The organism is Thalassolituus alkanivorans (assembly GCF_020447205.1).
GTDB lineage: Bacteria > Pseudomonadota > Gammaproteobacteria > Pseudomonadales > Oceanobacteraceae > Venatoribacter > Venatoribacter alkanivorans.
In genome coordinates this window covers 103461-120172 of sequence record NZ_JAJAEL010000038.1, presented here as the reverse complement: position 1 = coordinate 120172, position 16712 = coordinate 103461, and the positions used below count along the sequence as shown (strand labels likewise).

The 16712-nt window shown below is 52.1% G+C and carries 20 protein-coding genes; 4 read left to right on the top strand and 16 right to left on the bottom strand.

Annotated features, from left to right (window positions below; translation table 11 throughout):
• Positions 1-168 precede the first annotated feature (168 nt).
• Complete coding sequence (locus LGT44_RS15055) at positions 169-1356, top strand: ABC transporter substrate-binding protein (protein ID WP_230331155.1); 1188 nt, start codon at positions 169-171, stop codon at positions 1354-1356.
• 39 nt (positions 1357-1395) lie between these two features.
• Here LGT44_RS15055 and LGT44_RS15050 read toward each other — a convergent pair whose 3' ends face one another.
• Positions 1396-2028: a glycoside hydrolase family 25 protein gene (locus LGT44_RS15050; protein ID WP_145470910.1), complete on the bottom strand. Its 633-nt coding sequence runs from the start codon at positions 2026-2028 to the stop codon at positions 1396-1398.
• Between the two features lie 198 nt (positions 2029-2226).
• Between LGT44_RS15050 and LGT44_RS15045 the strand changes: the two genes are divergently transcribed.
• The gene (locus tag LGT44_RS15045) at positions 2227-2943 is read left to right on the top strand and encodes a hypothetical protein (RefSeq protein WP_230331156.1); all 717 of its coding nucleotides are present in this window, start codon (positions 2227-2229) and stop codon (positions 2941-2943) included.
• 92 nt (positions 2944-3035) lie between these two features.
• On the opposite strand, the gene LGT44_RS15040 is transcribed toward LGT44_RS15045, so the two are convergent.
• From LGT44_RS15040 to rpsF, 8 genes are all read right to left on the bottom strand, one after another.
• A complete protein-coding gene (locus LGT44_RS15040) occupies positions 3036-3821 on the bottom strand; it encodes a hypothetical protein (RefSeq protein ID WP_230331157.1) in 786 nt (261 codons plus the stop codon).
• 27 nt (positions 3822-3848) lie between these two features.
• Positions 3849-4379, bottom strand: a complete 531-nt coding sequence (locus tag LGT44_RS15035) for a GNAT family N-acetyltransferase (RefSeq protein WP_230331158.1) — start codon at positions 4377-4379, stop codon at positions 3849-3851.
• A complete protein-coding gene (locus LGT44_RS15030; protein WP_230331159.1) occupies positions 4376-4993 on the bottom strand; it encodes a GNAT family N-acetyltransferase in 618 nt (205 codons plus the stop codon). Before LGT44_RS15030 ends, LGT44_RS15035 begins: the two co-directional genes overlap by 4 nt.
• A gap of 51 nt (positions 4994-5044) precedes the next feature.
• Positions 5045-6445 (bottom strand): replicative DNA helicase, encoded by a 1401-nt coding sequence (gene dnaB, locus LGT44_RS15025; protein ID WP_225692454.1) that lies wholly within the window; start codon positions 6443-6445, stop codon positions 5045-5047.
• A 167-nt stretch (positions 6446-6612) separates the two neighbouring features.
• The gene (gene rplI / locus LGT44_RS15020) at positions 6613-7059 is read right to left on the bottom strand and encodes a 50S ribosomal protein L9 (RefSeq protein WP_145470901.1); all 447 of its coding nucleotides are present in this window, start codon (positions 7057-7059) and stop codon (positions 6613-6615) included.
• 24 nt (positions 7060-7083) lie between these two features.
• Complete coding sequence (locus LGT44_RS15015; RefSeq protein WP_145470900.1) at positions 7084-7944, bottom strand: hypothetical protein; 861 nt, start codon at positions 7942-7944, stop codon at positions 7084-7086.
• 152 nt (positions 7945-8096) lie between these two features.
• Positions 8097-8327, bottom strand: a complete 231-nt coding sequence (rpsR, locus tag LGT44_RS15010) for a 30S ribosomal protein S18 (RefSeq protein WP_145470898.1) — start codon at positions 8325-8327, stop codon at positions 8097-8099.
• Between the two features lie 15 nt (positions 8328-8342).
• On the bottom strand, positions 8343-8768 hold the full coding sequence (gene rpsF, locus LGT44_RS15005; protein ID WP_145470896.1) for a 30S ribosomal protein S6: 426 nt from the start codon (positions 8766-8768) through the stop codon (positions 8343-8345).
• Positions 8769-9023: 255 nt separating this feature from the next.
• On the opposite strand from rpsF, the gene LGT44_RS15000 reads away from it, so the two are divergent.
• Positions 9024-11999 carry a hypothetical protein gene (locus LGT44_RS15000; RefSeq protein WP_230331160.1) on the top strand — a complete coding sequence of 992 codons (2976 nt, stop codon included), beginning with the start codon at positions 9024-9026 and terminating at the stop codon, positions 11997-11999.
• 72 nt (positions 12000-12071) lie between these two features.
• On the opposite strand, the gene LGT44_RS14995 is transcribed toward LGT44_RS15000, so the two are convergent.
• Genes LGT44_RS14995 through LGT44_RS14975 form a run of 5 tightly spaced genes read right to left on the bottom strand, consistent with a single transcriptional unit; the run spans position 12072 to position 15419 of the window.
• Entirely contained in the window at positions 12072-12464 is a 393-nt protein-coding gene (locus tag LGT44_RS14995) for a hypothetical protein (protein WP_145470893.1), read from the bottom strand.
• Positions 12457-12816, bottom strand: coding sequence for a Bor family protein (locus LGT44_RS14990; protein ID WP_186436032.1), 360 nt, complete (start codon positions 12814-12816; stop codon positions 12457-12459). Before LGT44_RS14990 ends, LGT44_RS14995 begins: the two co-directional genes overlap by 8 nt.
• 7 nt (positions 12817-12823) lie before the next feature.
• Positions 12824-14173: an ATP-binding protein gene (locus LGT44_RS14985; protein ID WP_145470889.1), complete on the bottom strand. Its 1350-nt coding sequence runs from the start codon at positions 14171-14173 to the stop codon at positions 12824-12826.
• Positions 14173-14847 carry a response regulator transcription factor gene (locus LGT44_RS14980; RefSeq protein ID WP_145470887.1) on the bottom strand — a complete coding sequence of 225 codons (675 nt, stop codon included), beginning with the start codon at positions 14845-14847 and terminating at the stop codon, positions 14173-14175. The genes LGT44_RS14985 and LGT44_RS14980 overlap by 1 nt, the downstream gene beginning before the upstream one ends.
• Complete coding sequence (locus tag LGT44_RS14975) at positions 14844-15419, bottom strand: hypothetical protein (protein WP_225692451.1); 576 nt, start codon at positions 15417-15419, stop codon at positions 14844-14846. Before LGT44_RS14975 ends, LGT44_RS14980 begins: the two co-directional genes overlap by 4 nt.
• 166 nt (positions 15420-15585) lie before the next feature.
• On the opposite strand from LGT44_RS14975, the gene LGT44_RS14970 reads away from it, so the two are divergent.
• Entirely contained in the window at positions 15586-15837 is a 252-nt protein-coding gene (locus tag LGT44_RS14970) for a hypothetical protein (RefSeq protein ID WP_145470883.1), read from the top strand.
• A 5-nt stretch (positions 15838-15842) separates the two neighbouring features.
• Here LGT44_RS14970 and LGT44_RS14965 read toward each other — a convergent pair whose 3' ends face one another.
• Both LGT44_RS14965 and LGT44_RS14960 read right to left on the bottom strand, forming a co-directional pair.
• Positions 15843-16274: a DUF6691 family protein gene (locus LGT44_RS14965; protein WP_222428620.1), complete on the bottom strand. Its 432-nt coding sequence runs from the start codon at positions 16272-16274 to the stop codon at positions 15843-15845.
• Positions 16271-16690 (bottom strand): YeeE/YedE family protein, encoded by a 420-nt coding sequence (locus tag LGT44_RS14960; RefSeq protein ID WP_145470881.1) that lies wholly within the window; start codon positions 16688-16690, stop codon positions 16271-16273. Before LGT44_RS14960 ends, LGT44_RS14965 begins: the two co-directional genes overlap by 4 nt.
• Between the last annotated feature and the right edge of the window lie 22 nt (positions 16691-16712).

Genomic DNA, 16712 nt, shown 5'->3' with positions numbered 1-16712 from the left:
GCCAATATCGTGGTTATCCGGCCCAACATCAGTATCTGCTGAATTGGGGCCGGAGCCATATCGGGCAAAGAATTATCCAGAGGTGCCTTAAACACACTGTTACATTAATACCGCGATAAGCACTGCTATACTGCCCCGTTGCAACAGTAATAATGGATTATTCGGGTTATGACCGCTCACACCGGAACCTTACGCAGTGTCCTGTTGGCAGGAATCATGATTGTTCTGCTGCTGGCTAATCGGAGTCAGGCAACGCCAGATAATATTCGCGTTACCATGCTGAATCCAAGCACTCCGGCCAATCTCTTCTGGAATATGCAAACACAGTTTATGCAGGCGGCAGCTGCAGATCTGGGGATTGATCTTGAAATTGTGTATGGCGCAGATAATCGCTTCCACACAACGCAACAAGCCTACGACATTCTTAACCGTGAAAATCCTCCTGATTATCTGATATGTAATTACTTTTTCTCTCAGGGCTGGCAGATTCTTCAGGCTGCAGAAAAAGCTGGCGTTTATACGCTGCTCATCAGTACCGATATTCCGCAACAGGATCAGAAAGACGCGGGTACACCGCAGGATAAATTTCCGCATTTTCTTGCGCGCATCATGCCGGATGACCGCCAGGCCAGTTATGAATTAAGCCGACAACTGATCGCCGAAGGCAGGCATTTATCATTGCAGGGCGCCAGCGGCAAATTAGAGCTGATTGGTATCTCCGGCATGCGTGATACATCAGCCACTGTCTTACGCAATGAAGGGCTGCTGCAGGCAATCAATGAGCAGGACAATACGCTGTTGATGCAATTGGTACACGCTAACTGGTCAGCCAACACCGCTCAGCGACAAAGCTGGGCGTTGCTGCAACGTTATCCGTCTGCCAGTCTGATCTGGACGGCCAGCGATGTAATGGCCATGGCTGTCATACAACAAGCTCAGGCGCTCGGACGGCATGCGGGTAAAGACATTCTGATTGTCGGTACCGACTGGACAGCAGAAGCCCTCAACGCCATTGACGATGGTTCATTATTCGCCTCCGCCGGAGGACAGTTTATGGATGGTGCGCTGGCACTGGCCATAATTTACGACCACGCCAATGGCAAAGGGCCGGATGCACAGGAAGCAAATATTCTGCGGCACATGGATATTATTACGCACAGTAATCTTGCCCGTTACCGACAACTGTTGGACCCGCAGCGCTGGCAGAGTATGAATTTCCGCAGCCTGACCCGCAGCCACGGAACATCCGCGCAGAAGTATGCCTTTGATACCCGTGATGTGATGCAACGTTTATTACTGCCAGCGAACGATACCGTCAGCAACCGTCCTCACCAGCAGCACCGTACAATCCACTGACTTACATCACTTCAGAACCGTATTATCGGCGGCCTTCTCTCAACCGCATTGCGCCGCCCAGAATGTCGCCAGCTCCCCGGCAGTACCATTAAACTGCTCACGGTCACAGGGGCCGACACCATCGACGGTATGCGGCTCATCACCGACATTACCATCGGTGTATTGCCACAGGGTCCACTGCGACCATGGTGACGGTACAACCGGTGCAGCACCGTAACGCGCCAGCCACAACCAGCAATTTGACAGCACCGTTTGCTCCGGGCGGGTAATACCAGCTGCGGCCAGAGCTTCACGCAGCGTATTACCGGAATACAATCCGGGATAGCGTCCGGTTACTGAATAAATATGGCTGACAAAGGCTTCCGCTTCTGCCAGCGTCATGCTCTGACCCTGAGTATTATCTTCAAAATCGAGCACCAGCAGGCCATCGTTGCCGGCTACGCTGAGAAAATGCTCGGCCTGTGCTACAGCATCACCACCGGTACCAAAATGATACGCACCGAATTTCAGCCCCACGCCATGTGCAGCATCACGATGGCTGCTGAACGTCGGATCGGTGTAACTCTGCCCCTGGGTGGCCTTATGAATAACCGCAAGAATACCGGCGTCTTTTATCTGCTGGAAACTGCTGATCTGATTATGGTGGGAAAGGTCGATGACGGCGTTAAGCATCGCAGACTCCTTGTCGGCAAATGGCAGGCGGGTTCCGGCAGAAACTCTGCGCCGGATAAATTCAGTGAATGAAACACTGATTCTCAAATGCAGACTAGCCTATATTATCCGGGAGTGCAGGACAAATACCGTATAGACTGCAATATCTGCTGGTCAGGCAGAATCGCAACAGACGCCCATTTTTTTGGCAAGAAACCTATGCCTTTTTTCACCTCCGTACTGAATCAGTTTCCTGAGCACAGCCTTAAAGTAAGGACGATTAATAAAGACCGGCAGCGCCAGTGCTTTATTGTCCACAGAAAACCACAGGCGCCGCACTGGCAGGAAGAAAGCGCTCATGAAATTAAAAACGATGAAATATCCCGGGTGATTGAAACCCCTGAAGGTTACATCGTTAAGTACATTAAGCAGCGCACCTGGCACGACAATCTGCGTATCTTTTTTGGTGCCAGTAAAATTTCCGCCGAACTGAGAAGCTGTATTTTTCTGCAGAATATTGGCCTGCGCGTCCCCACTATTCTGGAATACGGTATGGCTTTTATTCCGGGGCATCTGTGGGGGGTAACTGGTTATTACCTGATGGAAAAACATCCGGCGGTGGACATCGTCAAACATCATTTCCGTCATTGTAATCAGACTGCCCGGCAAAGAATACTGACCCAGCTGATACGCGATCTGCAGCGCCTGCGCGATGCCTGCTGTGTGTACCGGGATTTATCCTTCCGCAATATGATGACGAATGATAACGGTGAGCTGTTCTGGATTGACACCAACATCAGGCGTTATAGCAAAGCCAGCGATCAATTTATCGCCGACTGGAACAAAACTCTGAAGGTATTGCTGCAGGAACTCAGCATGATGTCGGAGCCCGCCGAACACGACGGGCAACGGGCCATTCAGGCCCTAATGCTCTAATACTTGAACAGTTTTCAGTTATCGTTGGATAAACTGGAGCACCATATCGGCAAACAATTTATCAGCGCTGAATCCAGGTTTTAAGAGATTATCTAGTAGAGCAGAGTTATGCCTGTGACTAAGCCATCCAGAGAAGAATCCTGAGCGTCCAGACTTCGGTACGCAAGGCTCAGGAATATATGTTTGACGCCATACAGCACCGCATATTCACTGTCCGCCAGATTCAGGTTCCTGCCACTCACCGAGGTTCGGTTATAATCCAGCCACACATTATCTGTGATCTGAATATTTAATCCGAACTGAAAAGACTCACTACTGTAACGCTGATTCCCAGTCAGACGGTATCTGCCAATGCCAAGATCAACCTCAACCCGTTTACCAAATAAAAGCCGATAATTAAAACCGTTGTTTATGATGTACATTTCATCATCAGCGTCCGGTTCCTGATAAACAGATTTGCGATGAAATGCACTGACAGGGCCGAATCCTGCCTCGATTCTTTTATCCCGCCATTCAATGTGATCACCCGAGCCACGAGCAAGATCTACCTGAACAAAGGGAGTTGCCATATCAGACAGAGACCAATCATACGGAAGCTCTACGATCACATCGTCGCTTCCCAAGCGTTCATTCGCTGCATTCAAGCTGCCCGCAGTGCCTAAAAGTATCACACCACCAACAATTTTCGCCGTCAGCTCAATAGCAGATGCCCTGATATCCGCATCCAATTCGTCTGAACCTGTACTGTCAGGTGCCTTCGGCAAAGTTGATGCTTTTTTCTTTTGAGGCTTATTGGCTGAAGCTTCAAAATTGTCCAACTCACCCGCAACAGCGGTTATGGCGATCAGAGGAAACAACAAAAATGCAATGTATCGCAAAATAACTCCTTTTTTACTCAACCAATCTCAGTCCGTAGACAATCTGGAGTACAACGCCATATCGACACTGGTGTCGTTATATTCAATCTGAGCAGGCAGGCAACCTTCATAGTGAAAACCCAGTTGCTGCAGCAGCGTTTCGTGCGGCTCAGAACCGGCACGCAAACGCACTTCAATACGGTGCAACCCGAGTTCGCTAAAGCAGAAATTCAACAGTGGTGGCATAACTTCCTGCAGCACCGGCAAGTCGGCCGCATTACTTAATTCCCACTGCAACTGGGCACAGCTCAGCATCCAGTTAATTTTCTGAATACCGATACGCGCAATCAGCTGTTTATCGTACAGACCTTCCACCAGCCAGAAAGCGGCCTCGCGGGTTTCAAAGCGCATTGCCATACGGCGCAGCTCATCCAGCGCCTGAACATCCACCGTCATAGCTGAACGCGGAATATGGTCAACCCGGCTCTGTTCTTTTAATAAGGCGAACAGCGCATCACCGTCCTGCTCGGATACCGGCAGGCGCAGGCTGAAATTACCGGCGGAAAAATTCCAGTTCATGCAGCACCTCCGTCTTTGTTGTTATCGCCATTCAGATTCTGGCCGGGATTAATATCACTGTCTTCACCCAGGCGACCGGCAACCGGCTTTTTCTTATCCAGTACGATGTTAAATTGCACCACATTAGCGAAGGATGTTTCACCGCTGCGCCAGGCATCACGCATCACCGCACTTTGTTTAAAGCCCAGCTCCGTGAGCATGGTTTTAAATTCTTCGTTCTGGCCTTCAATCCACTGATAACCAAAATTACGCAGGTGATATTTTTCCGCCATAAAATCCATGCACACTTTTAACGCGGAACTGCGCTGCGCCAGCGTTAATTGTGGCAGACCATCAACGCGCAACATGGTGCGCAGCAATGACGGCTGCCAGTCAAAGGCACTGACCATGCCGGTGATGGCACCATCCACTTCCAGAGCCCACATCATGCCGCGTTGGGTGGCGGCCATCTGCACGCTCAGGTCGACCATACGGATCAGGTTATCTTTATTGTCCAGTACCCGCTGGCCCGGTAATTCAGGGTGCTGATACAGTTCGAATAATGCATCCACATCATCGTAGGTCAGCGGCCGGACACGGCCACCGGAGAAGGATAATTCGGGGGTAAATTTCATACTGAAATCCAGGAGATGAAACCCGCCACCATAGTAGTGGCGGGTTTTTAATTAATACTCATCATCGCCGCCATCATAAGGGCGGGCCAGATTCTCAAAGCGGGTGTATTTACCGATAAAAGCCAGACGGTCGATACCAATAGGACCGTTACGGTGTTTACCGGTAATAATTTCGGCCACACCTTTGTCCGGCGTGTCTTCGTTATACACTTCGTCACGGTAAATAAACTGAATAATATCGGCGTCCTGCTCGATCGCACCGGATTCCCGCAGGTCGGAACTGACCGGACGTTTATTCGGCCGCTGTTCCAGCGAGCGGTTAAGCTGCGACAGGGCAATCATCGGGCAGTTAAATTCTTTGGCGATGACTTTCAGGGTGCGCGAAATTTCCGAAATTTCCTGGGTACGGCCTTCTGACGGCCCGGATACCCGCATCAGCTGCAGGTAGTCGACCATGATCAGGGCCAGATCGTTGTTGTTTTCGCGGTAGACTTTACGCGCACGGGCACGCATTTCCTGTGGCGTCAGCGCCGGGGTATCGTCGATATACAGCGGCAGATCTTTTAACAGATTCACCGCCGCCGATAATTTCGGCCAGTCTTCGTCGATTAATTTACCGGAACGGATACGGGTCTGGTCGATTTTGCCGATGGACGACAACATACGCATCACAATGGATTCCGATGGCATCTCCAGACTGAACACCAGGCATGGACGCTTCGTCGCCAATAAAGCATTTTCCACCAGGTTCATGGCATACGTGGTTTTACCCATCGACGGACGCGCCGCGACAATCACCAGGTCGGCCTTCTGCCAGCCGGAAGTGCGGTTGTCGATTTCATTAAAGCCGGTGGTAATACCAGTCAGGCCATCCGGCTGATTGAACATCTGATCGAGCTGTTCGAGGGTATTTTTCAGAATCGGCGCTACCAGTTGCGGACCGCCGTCTTTGCGGCTGCCTTCGGCAATCTGGGCAATGGCTTTTTCCGCGTCCGATACCAGCGTCAGCGAGGTTTCCCCCTCAGGCTCATAAGCTTTGGCCATAATGTCGGAGGCCGCTTCAATCAGGCGGCGCTGCTGTGAGCGTTCACGCACGATTTCACCGTAGGCTGAGCAGTTGTCGATCGATGGCGTCATATCGACCAGACGGCTCAGATAGGCGGCGCCGCCGACGCTCTCCAGCTTGCCACGCTCTTCCAGCTCTTCGGCAACCGTCACCACGTCGATCGGCTGCTCCTGATCAACCAGATGTTTGATCGCGCGGAAAATCAGGCGGTGGTCGTGACGGTAAAAGTCGCTGTCCTGCAGGGTTTCAGCAACCGTTTCCCAGGCGCGCTCATCAAGCATCAGCGAGCCAAGCACCGATTGCTCCGCCTCTACCGAGTGCGGCGGCGTGCGCTGGCTGCTTTCCTGCCTTTGCTCATATGGCTGCGCAGAATACTCATCATTCATGCAGGCGGTTCCCGGAGGTGTTCAGACAATAAAAGGTGATAGCGGCCCGCCTTCCGGCAATGGAGCGGACATAAAAAAAGGCACTATCAGCTGGTCGCTAATAGTGCCTTATCTTGCTCATCGCTGCCAGCCAGCATCCGCCGATGCGGCAGCCATAAGCCTCTGAATTATTCTGCTACTACGTGCAGTTTCAGAGTTGCGTTCACTTCTGCGTGCAGGTGAATCGCGATGTCGAATTCGCCAACAGCACGGATAGGACCGTTTGGCAGACGAACTTCAGCTTTGCTCACTTCAACGCCAGCCTGAGAGATCAGGTCTGCGATGTCGCGGTTGCCCAGAGAACCGAACAGTTTGCCTTCGTCGCCAGCTTTAACAGCAACAGACAGTTCGATTTCTTCGATTTTTTCTTTACGGGCCTGTGCATCAGCCAGTTTGGCAGCTGCCTGAGCTTCCAGATCAGCACGACGGGCTTCGAAATGCTCAACGTTGGCTTTGGTCGCAGGAACCGCTTTACCCTGTGGGAACAGGAAGTTACGGGCATAACCTGGCTTAACGTTAACCTGTTCACCCAGTGAACCCAGGTTTGCTACTTTTTCTAACAGAATAATTTGCATCTTAAAATCCTCATTACAGGGCGGCTATGCATTACCCGCCGTGTCTTTTAGTCGCGCGCGGATGTTCAGTAAACTATCCAGCAACGCTACGAAAATTAGTAATGTGTACATGTAAGGCCCGAACAACATCAGTGCCAGATATACCAGCAACATCCAGTTCGGACTGGCCTGTGATATTTTCACAACACCATGGAACAAGGCCAGACCAGCAATCATTAACGGTACCGTTAATACGGGCGTTAATCCTGCCAGTTCAGGCTGCAACTGTCCGGCAGTCAGACAAACCAGCACCGCCGGTAAGCTGAAGGCCAGAGGCAAACGCAGCTGCTTAAACTCGGTGCCGAAGCCGCCGGGGTTATACAGTTCGCTTTGCCAGTAGCGTCCCAGTAACAGACACAAAATAAATACCAGCACATGCAGAGCAGCAAGCACTCCGCTGATCATCGGGGCAATCAGTGGCTGCAGATGAGCCAGTAATTCCGGCTGATCTTTCAGTGCTTCACTGACGGCGGTTTCACTACTGGCCACAACCTGAGGCAGAACCTCAGACAACATCAGCGGCAACAACAGATACACCAGCACGCCCAGAGCACAGGCCAGCAGCATCGACCAGTCAAGGCGGATACTGTAGCGCAGCAACGCGGCCATGGCGCTGGTGCCAATGGCAACGAGTAACGGGGTCGGATCGCCAATGGCGCTCCAGGCGATGGCCGGTAAAACCGCCCATAAAACCACCTGTCCCCCTTCACGGACACCCTGACGCAGGATAACCAGCGCCAGAATGGCTGCTCCGATCCAGAACAGCAGTGGCACAGCCAGACAGCCACCGGCAGCAACCGCTGCCTGCCAGCGTCCGGTCATAGCCCAACGTGCCAGTGCTTTCATACTATTAACTCAATTGCGCAAACCAAGCGTCGGCGAGGCCGATGAAGCAAGGCGAAAATGCCCGAGGAAGCGCAGTGTATAAGTGATACATGAGCATTCCGAGGGCATTTTTAACGCCGCTGCATCAACGCAGCCAGCTTGGAAAGGCGAACTTAGTTGTCGTGCTGATCAGTGTACGGCAGCAGTGCGATGTAGCGCGCGCGCTTGATCGCAGTAGACAGCTGACGCTGATACTTAGCACGGGTACCAGTGATACGGCTTGGTACGATTTTGCCAGTTTCAGTGATGTAGCCTTTCAGGGTATCCAGATCTTTGTAATCGATCTGGCTTACGCCTTCAGCAGTGAAACGGCAGAACTTACGACGACGGAAAAAACGTGCCATGACTCAAATCCTCTCTTATTCAGCGTTATCGTCAGAATCGATCTCGTCAGCGTCATCCGCTTCTTCCGCAGCGCTTTCAGATTCTTCAGCGCGTGGCTCGGAACGACGACGATCTTCGCGGCTTTCAGCAGCTTTGATCGGAGAGATTTCGGTGATGGCTTCATCACAACGGATCACCATGTTACGCAGAACAGCGTCGTTGTAACGGAAGTTGGTGGTCAGTTCGTCCAGAACTTCCTGAGTACATTCGATGTTCATCAGGATGTAGTGGGCTTTGTGCACATCGTTGATTGGGTAAGCCAGGTGACGACGGCCCCAGTCTTCGAAACGGTGAATTTTGCCGTTAGCGGCTTCGATTGAGTTAGTGTAACGCTCAACCATCGCAGGTACCTGCTCGCTTTGATCTGGGTGAACCAGAAAAACGATTTCGTAGTGACGCATTGTCAACTCCTTATGGGTAGTCAGCCTTCCGGCCCATCCGGTAAGGCAAGGAGTCCGTTGTTCGCCCGAGGGCCAATATACGGATAAAAAGGAGCGCGGAGTCTACCAGAGGTCTGACGACGGATCAATCTTTGCACAATCCGCCACATCCACCGTTATAGCTGAACCGCGACTGAATCATTCAGCGCCCGGTGGTTCACCACGGGTTCAGTGGCCAATTTCTATACTGCCGCGGTTTTTAACGGAGATTGCGGTATGACGTATCCACACCCTACCTTATTGATATCCCATTCTGATGCACTTCTGCCGCCGGCACAGACCCTGAAGAGCCGGAAGCTGTTACTGGCCAGCGCCATCAGCCTGCTGCTGGCCGGCCCGGCCATGGTTCTGACTCCGGCCGCGCATGCCGAAAACCCACTGGCGGTCAGCCCGGACCTGCCCGGTATGGAATGGCAAACGTTCAGCAGCGACCACTTTTACTTTCATTTTATTCCGGCCCATAAAGCGCAGGCCGAACGGGCCGCTGTGATTGCCGAGCGAGCCTGGAGCGAACTGACGCAGGATTTTGACTGGACGCCCAAAGACCGCGTTCATGTGGTACTGACCGACGACTTTGATTTTTCCAACGGCTGGGCACATCCGGAGCCTTTTAATCAGATCCGGCTGTTTTTAAGTCCGCCCGATGGCAACAGCACTCTGGAAGCCTATGACGACTGGCTGAATCTGCTGATCACCCACGAGCTGACGCATATCATTCATGTTGATATGGCGCGCGGCATTCCGGCTGTTATCCGTAAGATTCTGGGACGTAATCCGCTGACCTTTCCTCATGCCTACACGCCGGGTTTTATCATTGAGGGACTGGCGGTTTATAAAGAAACCAACGCGGCTCAGGGGTATGGCCGTGGCCAGAGCACGACCTACGACATGATGATGCGTATGGAAGTGATTAACGGCATCGACGATTTATCCCAGGCTGTCGTCACCCTGCGTGACTGGCCGCTGGGTAAGCATTATCTGTACGGTTACTACTACTGGCAGTTTATCGCCGACACCTACGGTGATGACAAAATCCGTGATTACCTGAGTGAATACTCACGCAATATTATTCCGTTCTTTTTGCAGAATTACGAAGCGCGTAAAGTCTTCGGCAAAAGCCATGAGGTGTTATGGCAGGAGTTTAAAGTCTGGCTGCAGCAGCGTTTTTCCCCACAAATTACCGAGCTGAAAAAGACAGCTGACACCCCGGTACAGGCTATCAGCAACGAAGGTTTATCCATCAATGCTGCCGCCAGCGATGGTAAAAATTATTATTACCTGCGCGAAAACGGTAAAGACCGTAACAGTCTGGTTAAAGTCCGCACTGCCAGCAACACAGCCGAAAATCCGGTCAGCGAAGTATTACTGCAAACCACCGGCATGCTCAGCCTGGATGTCAGTCCCCGGGGGGATATTGCCTATACCCGTATTACCGACCGTGCCGACCTGCGCGGCTGGAGTGATATTTTTATTATGCGTGACGGTGGCGAGCAACGCCTGACCAGCGGTCAGCGCTATCGTGCCGTACGCTGGATGCCAAACGCAGCCGACCCACAACAACCCTATTTAATTGCCAAACGTATTCAGGCCGGTATCAGCCAGCTGGATATGCTGGATAAGAACGGGCACTTTATCCGCACTCTGTGGCAGGGATCGCTGGATGATGTTATCAGTGATTACGCCATCTCCCACGACGGGAAAAAAATCGTTGCCAGCATTAAACGCAAGCAACAGGGCTGGAACCTTGAGTTACTTAATATGCAGACTGAGCAACCACAATGGTTGCCGCTGACCAATACCCGCGCCAATGAAAGCAGTCCGAATTTCAGCCACGACGATCAGCATATTATTTTCAGCGCCGATTACAGCAACGTTAAAGGTGTTGATCTGGCCAGCGCGACGGCTACCTATAATATTTTCAGTCTGAATCTGGCCAGCGGAGAGGTGTCCCAGCTAACCCATTTATTAGGCGGTGCAGTGCAACCAGTTCTGGTGGGCGATGATATTTATTTCCAGAGTTATCAGGCCCGTGGCTTCAGCCACGTACGCCTGCCGGCTTCCGAACGTAAACCGCTGGCGGTATTGCCGCTGTCCGAGCTGCAGAGCCAGTACGATTATGCCCCCTTATATAATCAGCCACAGACACATAGCGAAGCCGAAGAATACAGCCCATGGTCAAGCCTGATGCCACAGCAGTGGCTGCCGGTGTATTCGGGCAACGAAGAATATAATGCCATCGGACTGAGCACTTCCGGTCAGGATGCCCTCGGGCGGCATAATTACAGCAGCACTCTGTTTGTCGATACCGAAAACGACATCGCGAGTGGCAACCTGATGTATTCCTACAATAACCAGTGGCAGCTATTGGCACAGCGCAACCACAGTTACTACCTTGATAACAGCGACAGATTGCAACGCATCCGCCGCGAAGATACGGTAGAACTCGCGCGCACGAATATCGTCAATTTTCTGGAAAATAAACTGCAGTTAAGCGCCGGTATTAACCGCAGCCACGAGTACGATATTCCGGCCGATGATTTATTGCGCGAGGAAAACAGCTTACATAATTCAGTGGTCGGTGCCCGTCTGGATTTTGATAACCGCGAAATGTACAGCCAGTCGATTTCGGTCAGTTGGGGAACCCAGGCAACCCTGTTGTGGGAATCCAATGACTATCTCGACAGCGACTACAATGGCGACATCATTAATGCCAGCATCAGTCATTTTATTGATTTACCCGGCAATCAGGTACTGGCTCTGCACAGCAGCGGCGCTTATGGTTTCGAACAACCGGAACCTTTTGAGCTGGGCGGCGAAGAAGGTGTTCTCGAGCAGTCATTATTTGGCCGCGATCAATGGGCATTGCGTGGCTATAAAGAAAATGTGCAGCAAGGTAACCGCATTCAGACCAACAGCCTCGAATATCGTTTCCCGTTGCTGAACGTTGAACGTGGCTGGAATTTATTACCTATTGGTCTTGGTGGTATTAATGCCAATATTTTTGCCGATCATGGTGCAGCTTGGCAGGAAGGCGGGCGCTCACATTATCTTACCAGCGCCGGTATGGAGCTGATGACAGAAGTTGTTGTGATGTATGGTTTTGCGCTACCGGTACGTCTGGGCTACGCCTACGGCTTTGATAAAGACGAAGGCGGTGACCGGACTTACCTGCAGGTGAATTACCAGTTCTGAGGAATTATCCAACAAAGAGCCGCCGTTAATACGCGGCAAACATCGCAGCACTCCGGTGCTGCGATAAACATATCAGTCACTGTTGCTGACTGCAGCAGCCTGCAGATCGCTGACAGAGACAGAACAGTAGGTCTGTACCGACCATGGGGAATACACACTGACCAAATTAAAAACGGGTGCCACGCTGACCAAGGTGCCGCTGATCAGGGCAGTGGTCAGACCATTGGCAAAGGTGTACTCCACCGTTACTTTACTCCAGGGCTTGCCATGGCATTCACGGTAGAGATTCACCGGTGGGCTGATTTCAATCATGCCGTCGATGGTTGTGTCATGCCATTTGATGCGCAGAGGTTCTGCCGGCTGACGGTTGCTGCTCAGGTCATGGGTAAAATGAATTGTGCTGCAGGCTGACAGCAGTGTGCAGGCAATAACGGCTGCAGTTCTGACAATTTTCCATTCAGTCATTCTGCGTCTCCTGTGCCGGATGATCACACCATACCTTGGCCGTACGCGGCGTATAAATCAGTAGTGTCAGTACGCTCTGCAGCCAGTCCGATAAGCTGGTAATTGCCTGCATCTGCATAACCCGCCGTTCACCACAAATAACACTGGTGTTCACTTCGTGTTCGCCAATAATCCCGGCCAGATAAAATGTTTTGCTCGACTGATAATCCGGTGGTGAAGTGTCTTTTTCGCCGCCATAAGGACGAATAGTGACACTGGAGCAGGCTGTCAGAAACAGCAATCCTGCCAGCACAGACAAACGCATTACGCTGATATTGCGTAATACGCTGCATCGGATTAATCCCTTGTTCATCGACACCTCAGAGAGCTCCCTGATTTTCAAACTCCAGAATAAAACAGGCTCCGCCCAACAGCGACTCGCGAATACTGAGGCGGGCGTCATACAATGCCAGAATATCACTGACCAGTGCCAGCCCAAGTCCCTGCCCCGCGGTCATGGTATCCAGGCGCACACCACGTTGCAGAACATGCTCATGTTGCTCTTCGGCAACCCCCGGGCCGTCATCTTCAACACAAAGCTGCCAGCCGGATAAAGTATTATGCGCACTGATCAGCACCTGCCGGCGACCATATTTACAGGCATTATCCAGCAGATTACCGATAATCTCGGTCAGGTCGTTATCATCACCCAGAAAGAATACATCGTCATCAGCAACCAGCTGTAACGTCAGATGTTTATCGGCATACACTTTTTTCATAACACCCAGCAGCGATTCAGCCACCGGTTTTACCGCTACTTTCTGCAGACTGAAACTTTGTGCCTGGCTGACCGCGCGCTGCAACTGAAACCGGATGCGCTCGCTCATCGTATTAATCTGCCGCTCCAGCTCCTGCCGGTCATCATCACTGATCTGCGGCTGATGTACCATGCCACTCATCACCGCCAGCGGCGTTTTCAGACTGTGTGATAAATCGGCGAGCATATTACGGTAGCGTTCACGCTGTGCCCGCTCACTCTGCAGTAACTGATTCAGGTTGGTGGTCAGTGGCTGCAGTTCACGCGGATACTCACCGGTTAAATCGGCCTGTTCACCGCGCTGCAGTTTTTCCAGATCATGGCTGACACGACGTAGCGGTGCCAACCCCCAGCGCAGAATCAGCAGCTGCATAACGATCAGCAGTAACGCAAATGTCAGCAGCGCATAATCCATACTGTTGCGGTAGTCGATCAGCTGCCGGTTAAAATCATGCAGATTCTCGATCATCAGCAGATTAAACTGCGGATTATTATTACCGGCATTTCCCCAGTTAACCCCCAGCCGGGCAATCATATATTCTTCGCCCTGCATGCGTGCAAAGCTGTAACGCCACTCCCCAGGCGCGGCGTTGCTGCCGCTCACCGGTGGTAATTCTTTGGCGGACAATGAGCGCCAGACAATCTGATCAGAGGCATCCAGAATCTGAGCGTACAAACCGGAGCCGGTATGATTAAAGCGTTCTTCCGGCAGGTAATCAGGAACCCAGAGTTTGCCCGAGCGATAATCAGCCAAAGCCAGCAGTGAATAGCTGTGCAGGCGCAAACGCTCCTGCAGACCATTAACCTGCGCGTAATAAAACGACTGATAAAGCCATACGCCAATACCCAGCATTAATACTGCCAACAATAATGTTGTCAATAACATCAGCCGGGCACGCAGCGAATTCAGCATTAACCGTTTTCCGCTATAAACTGATAACCCCGCCCCCGCAGGGTAACAATCGGACTGAAGCCATCCGCCTGAGCCAGCTTTTTACGCAGCCGGCCAATCAGTACTTCAATCACATTACTGTCACGGTCAAAATCCTGCGCATACAGATAATCGGTGAGGGTATTTTTGGAAATAACCTCACTGCTGTGACGCAGCATATATTCCAGAATTTTGTATTCAAATGCGGTCAGTTCCAGACGGGCTCCTGCCAGCAAAACCTGCTGACTCTGCACATCCAGTTCCAGCGGGCCTGCTTTGAGTACGGCACTGTGGCCGGTAATACGGCGCAATAACGCCCGGCTACGCGCAATTAATTCTTCGATATGAAAGGGCTTTTCCAGATAGTCATCCGCTCCGGCTTCCAGCCCTTCTACCTTGGCTTTCCAGCCGCCTCTGGCTGTCAGAATCAGCAGCGGAAAAGCACAGCCATCTTTACGCAGACGACGAATCAGCTCGATGCCATCAATTTTGGGCAGGCCCAGATCAATAATGGCCATATCGTATGGATATTCGCTGGCCTGAAAATAACCTTCCAGCCCATCGGCTGCCAACTGGCACTGAAAGCCGGCTTTATCCAGACCTTCGGCCAGCTGGCTGCGCAGATTTGCATCGTCTTCCACAATCAGGATTTTCATCGCTGTTCTCCTTGTGCTTCGTTCTGCCGCGCCGGGACGGTATCAGCTGCAGGGGGAATAGTGTCGAGCAGCGTGCCATCGATTGCGTGCATATAGTAACTGGCAATATTGCCCTTACTGCCAAGCAGCTTGATCAGGTAATAAGGTGGTGGGCCTGGCTCAAAATGAATACGCAGGATTTCTCCCGGATACAGCAAACGCAATAAGCGCCCGGCTTCCTGTGGCGAAATAGCATTTGCCGGAGGGTTGACCCGGTGTGAGAACACATCCGGTGGTGGTACCGCCGGCGGTTCTGATTTAGCGGGTTTGCCCTGAATTTTACGCTCAACCCAGCGGTTAAATGGGGTAAACACCTCTTCAACCCATTCCGTTTTAGGGTTGATGGTTTCCTCTACCCAGTCGGATTCTTCTTCCGGCTTGTCATCCTGCCCGGCCAGCACCGGCCATGCCAGCGCCTGTAGCAGCAGGCATAACAGCAACCGCAGCGCACGGCGATCAGCAGACCGGGACAACGCAGGCGATGCCATCCGGGCACTGAATACAGATTGCAGCGACATGAAAGTGAGGATCAAGAGTGGGGTACCTGTACATCAGTATTCGGGCAATTTAAACAGGATACCCGCTGCAGGTGAACCAAAGCTGAATAAATAACGACGCCAGCTGAACGGGAAATTCAGCTCAGGTTCAGACTCAGTCCGTTACAGTGCAGATTCAATAACCAGAATGGAAGATACTCAGATGGAATTTCCACAGGAATCCAGTGCAGAAGCACAACAAGAGCAACAGCCACAGCGCCACTTTACCGCCTATTTCGACCTGCTGCCCGGCATCACCCGTCAGTTTAGCGAAACCATGGCCAGCAACCGTCAGGCGAAAAACAACAGCGCCGTTGTCGAACCGTTACGCATCAGCTCAGAAGACGATGCCGGCAGTATTGCCGGCTCTGCCGCTCTGTGTGACGGTATGATGTGTACCGACAAAGCCGCCTGACTCTGTTATCGCACAGGCCCTACCAGCCAGTGTGCAATACGGTTGCCGGCTAACAAGGCCAGCACAAAGATCAGCACACCCGGCTCAAATGCGAGCAGGTTCACCAGCGCCGGTCCCGGACAAAGACCAACCAGGCCCCAGCCAATACCAAACAGCAGCGCTCCGGCCAGCAGACGCAGATCAATACGTGTCAGCTTAGGCTCATGAAAAGCCGTGGCGCAGAACGGCGTTTTGCGGCGCTTACTGAAATAGAAAAACAGCGCAAACACCGGAATGGCCGATCCCATAACCGCGATCAGCGATGGGTCCCAGGCAGCAAAAACATCGAGAAATGCCCTCACTTTCGCCGGGTTATTCATTCCGGAAATCAGCAGCCCCAGCCCAAAAATCAGACCACTGGCCAAAGCCACCAGCGGACCCAGCAGGCGTGCGTTCATAAAATACCTCCGGCCAGATTCATAACCGCAACAGTAGCCACACCCGCAACCATAAAAGTGACTGTGGCCACCGCAGAACGCAGCGATAACCGCCCCATACCGCACACACCATGACCACTGGTACAGCCATTGCCGATATAAGTGCCGAATCCGACCAGCAGACCAGCACTGCCCAGCAACAGCGTATTATTGGTGACGACGATAGCCGCGCTGTAACCCAGAGCCAGATACAAGGGGTAAGCCAGCACCAGTCCGGCCAGAAACCAGAGTGCCCAGTAGCGCTGCTTTTCGCGCAGCAAAAACAGACTGGATAACACCCCGGTCATACCACTGATACGGCCAATGCCCAGCCACAACAGACTTGCCGCCAGACCAATCAGCGTGCCGCCGATCAGCTCCGGAATAAATTCGTTCATAGAAGAGATACCTGAATAAAAC

What these genes read in the sequence shown, in the direction of transcription:
- LGT44_RS15055 (WP_230331155.1), top strand. Translation starts at nt 169, where the DNA reads ATGACCGCTCACACCGGAACCTTACGCAGTGTCCTGTTGGCAGGAATC.
- LGT44_RS15050 (WP_145470910.1), bottom strand. Translation starts at nt 2,028, where the DNA reads ATGCTTAACGCCGTCATCGACCTTTCCCACCATAATCAGATCAGCAGT.
- LGT44_RS15045 (WP_230331156.1), top strand. Translation starts at nt 2,227, where the DNA reads ATGCCTTTTTTCACCTCCGTACTGAATCAGTTTCCTGAGCACAGCCTT.
- LGT44_RS15035 (WP_230331158.1), bottom strand. Translation starts at nt 4,379, where the DNA reads ATGAACTGGAATTTTTCCGCCGGTAATTTCAGCCTGCGCCTGCCGGTA.
- LGT44_RS15030 (WP_230331159.1), bottom strand. Translation starts at nt 4,993, where the DNA reads ATGAAATTTACCCCCGAATTATCCTTCTCCGGTGGCCGTGTCCGGCCG.
- dnaB (WP_225692454.1), bottom strand. Translation starts at nt 6,445, where the DNA reads ATGAATGATGAGTATTCTGCGCAGCCATATGAGCAAAGGCAGGAAAGC.
- rplI (WP_145470901.1), bottom strand. Translation starts at nt 7,059, where the DNA reads ATGCAAATTATTCTGTTAGAAAAAGTAGCAAACCTGGGTTCACTGGGT.
- LGT44_RS15015 (WP_145470900.1), bottom strand. Translation starts at nt 7,944, where the DNA reads ATGAAAGCACTGGCACGTTGGGCTATGACCGGACGCTGGCAGGCAGCG.
- rpsR (WP_145470898.1), bottom strand. Translation starts at nt 8,327, where the DNA reads ATGGCACGTTTTTTCCGTCGTCGTAAGTTCTGCCGTTTCACTGCTGAA.
- rpsF (WP_145470896.1), bottom strand. Translation starts at nt 8,768, where the DNA reads ATGCGTCACTACGAAATCGTTTTTCTGGTTCACCCAGATCAAAGCGAG.
- LGT44_RS15000 (WP_230331160.1), top strand. Translation starts at nt 9,024, where the DNA reads ATGACGTATCCACACCCTACCTTATTGATATCCCATTCTGATGCACTT.
- LGT44_RS14995 (WP_145470893.1), bottom strand. Translation starts at nt 12,464, where the DNA reads ATGACTGAATGGAAAATTGTCAGAACTGCAGCCGTTATTGCCTGCACA.
- LGT44_RS14990 (WP_186436032.1), bottom strand. Translation starts at nt 12,816, where the DNA reads ATGAACAAGGGATTAATCCGATGCAGCGTATTACGCAATATCAGCGTA.
- LGT44_RS14985 (WP_145470889.1), bottom strand. Translation starts at nt 14,173, where the DNA reads ATGCTGAATTCGCTGCGTGCCCGGCTGATGTTATTGACAACATTATTG.
- LGT44_RS14980 (WP_145470887.1), bottom strand. Translation starts at nt 14,847, where the DNA reads ATGAAAATCCTGATTGTGGAAGACGATGCAAATCTGCGCAGCCAGCTG.
- LGT44_RS14970 (WP_145470883.1), top strand. Translation starts at nt 15,586, where the DNA reads ATGGAATTTCCACAGGAATCCAGTGCAGAAGCACAACAAGAGCAACAG.
- LGT44_RS14965 (WP_222428620.1), bottom strand. Translation starts at nt 16,274, where the DNA reads ATGAACGCACGCCTGCTGGGTCCGCTGGTGGCTTTGGCCAGTGGTCTG.
- LGT44_RS14960 (WP_145470881.1), bottom strand. Translation starts at nt 16,690, where the DNA reads ATGAACGAATTTATTCCGGAGCTGATCGGCGGCACGCTGATTGGTCTG.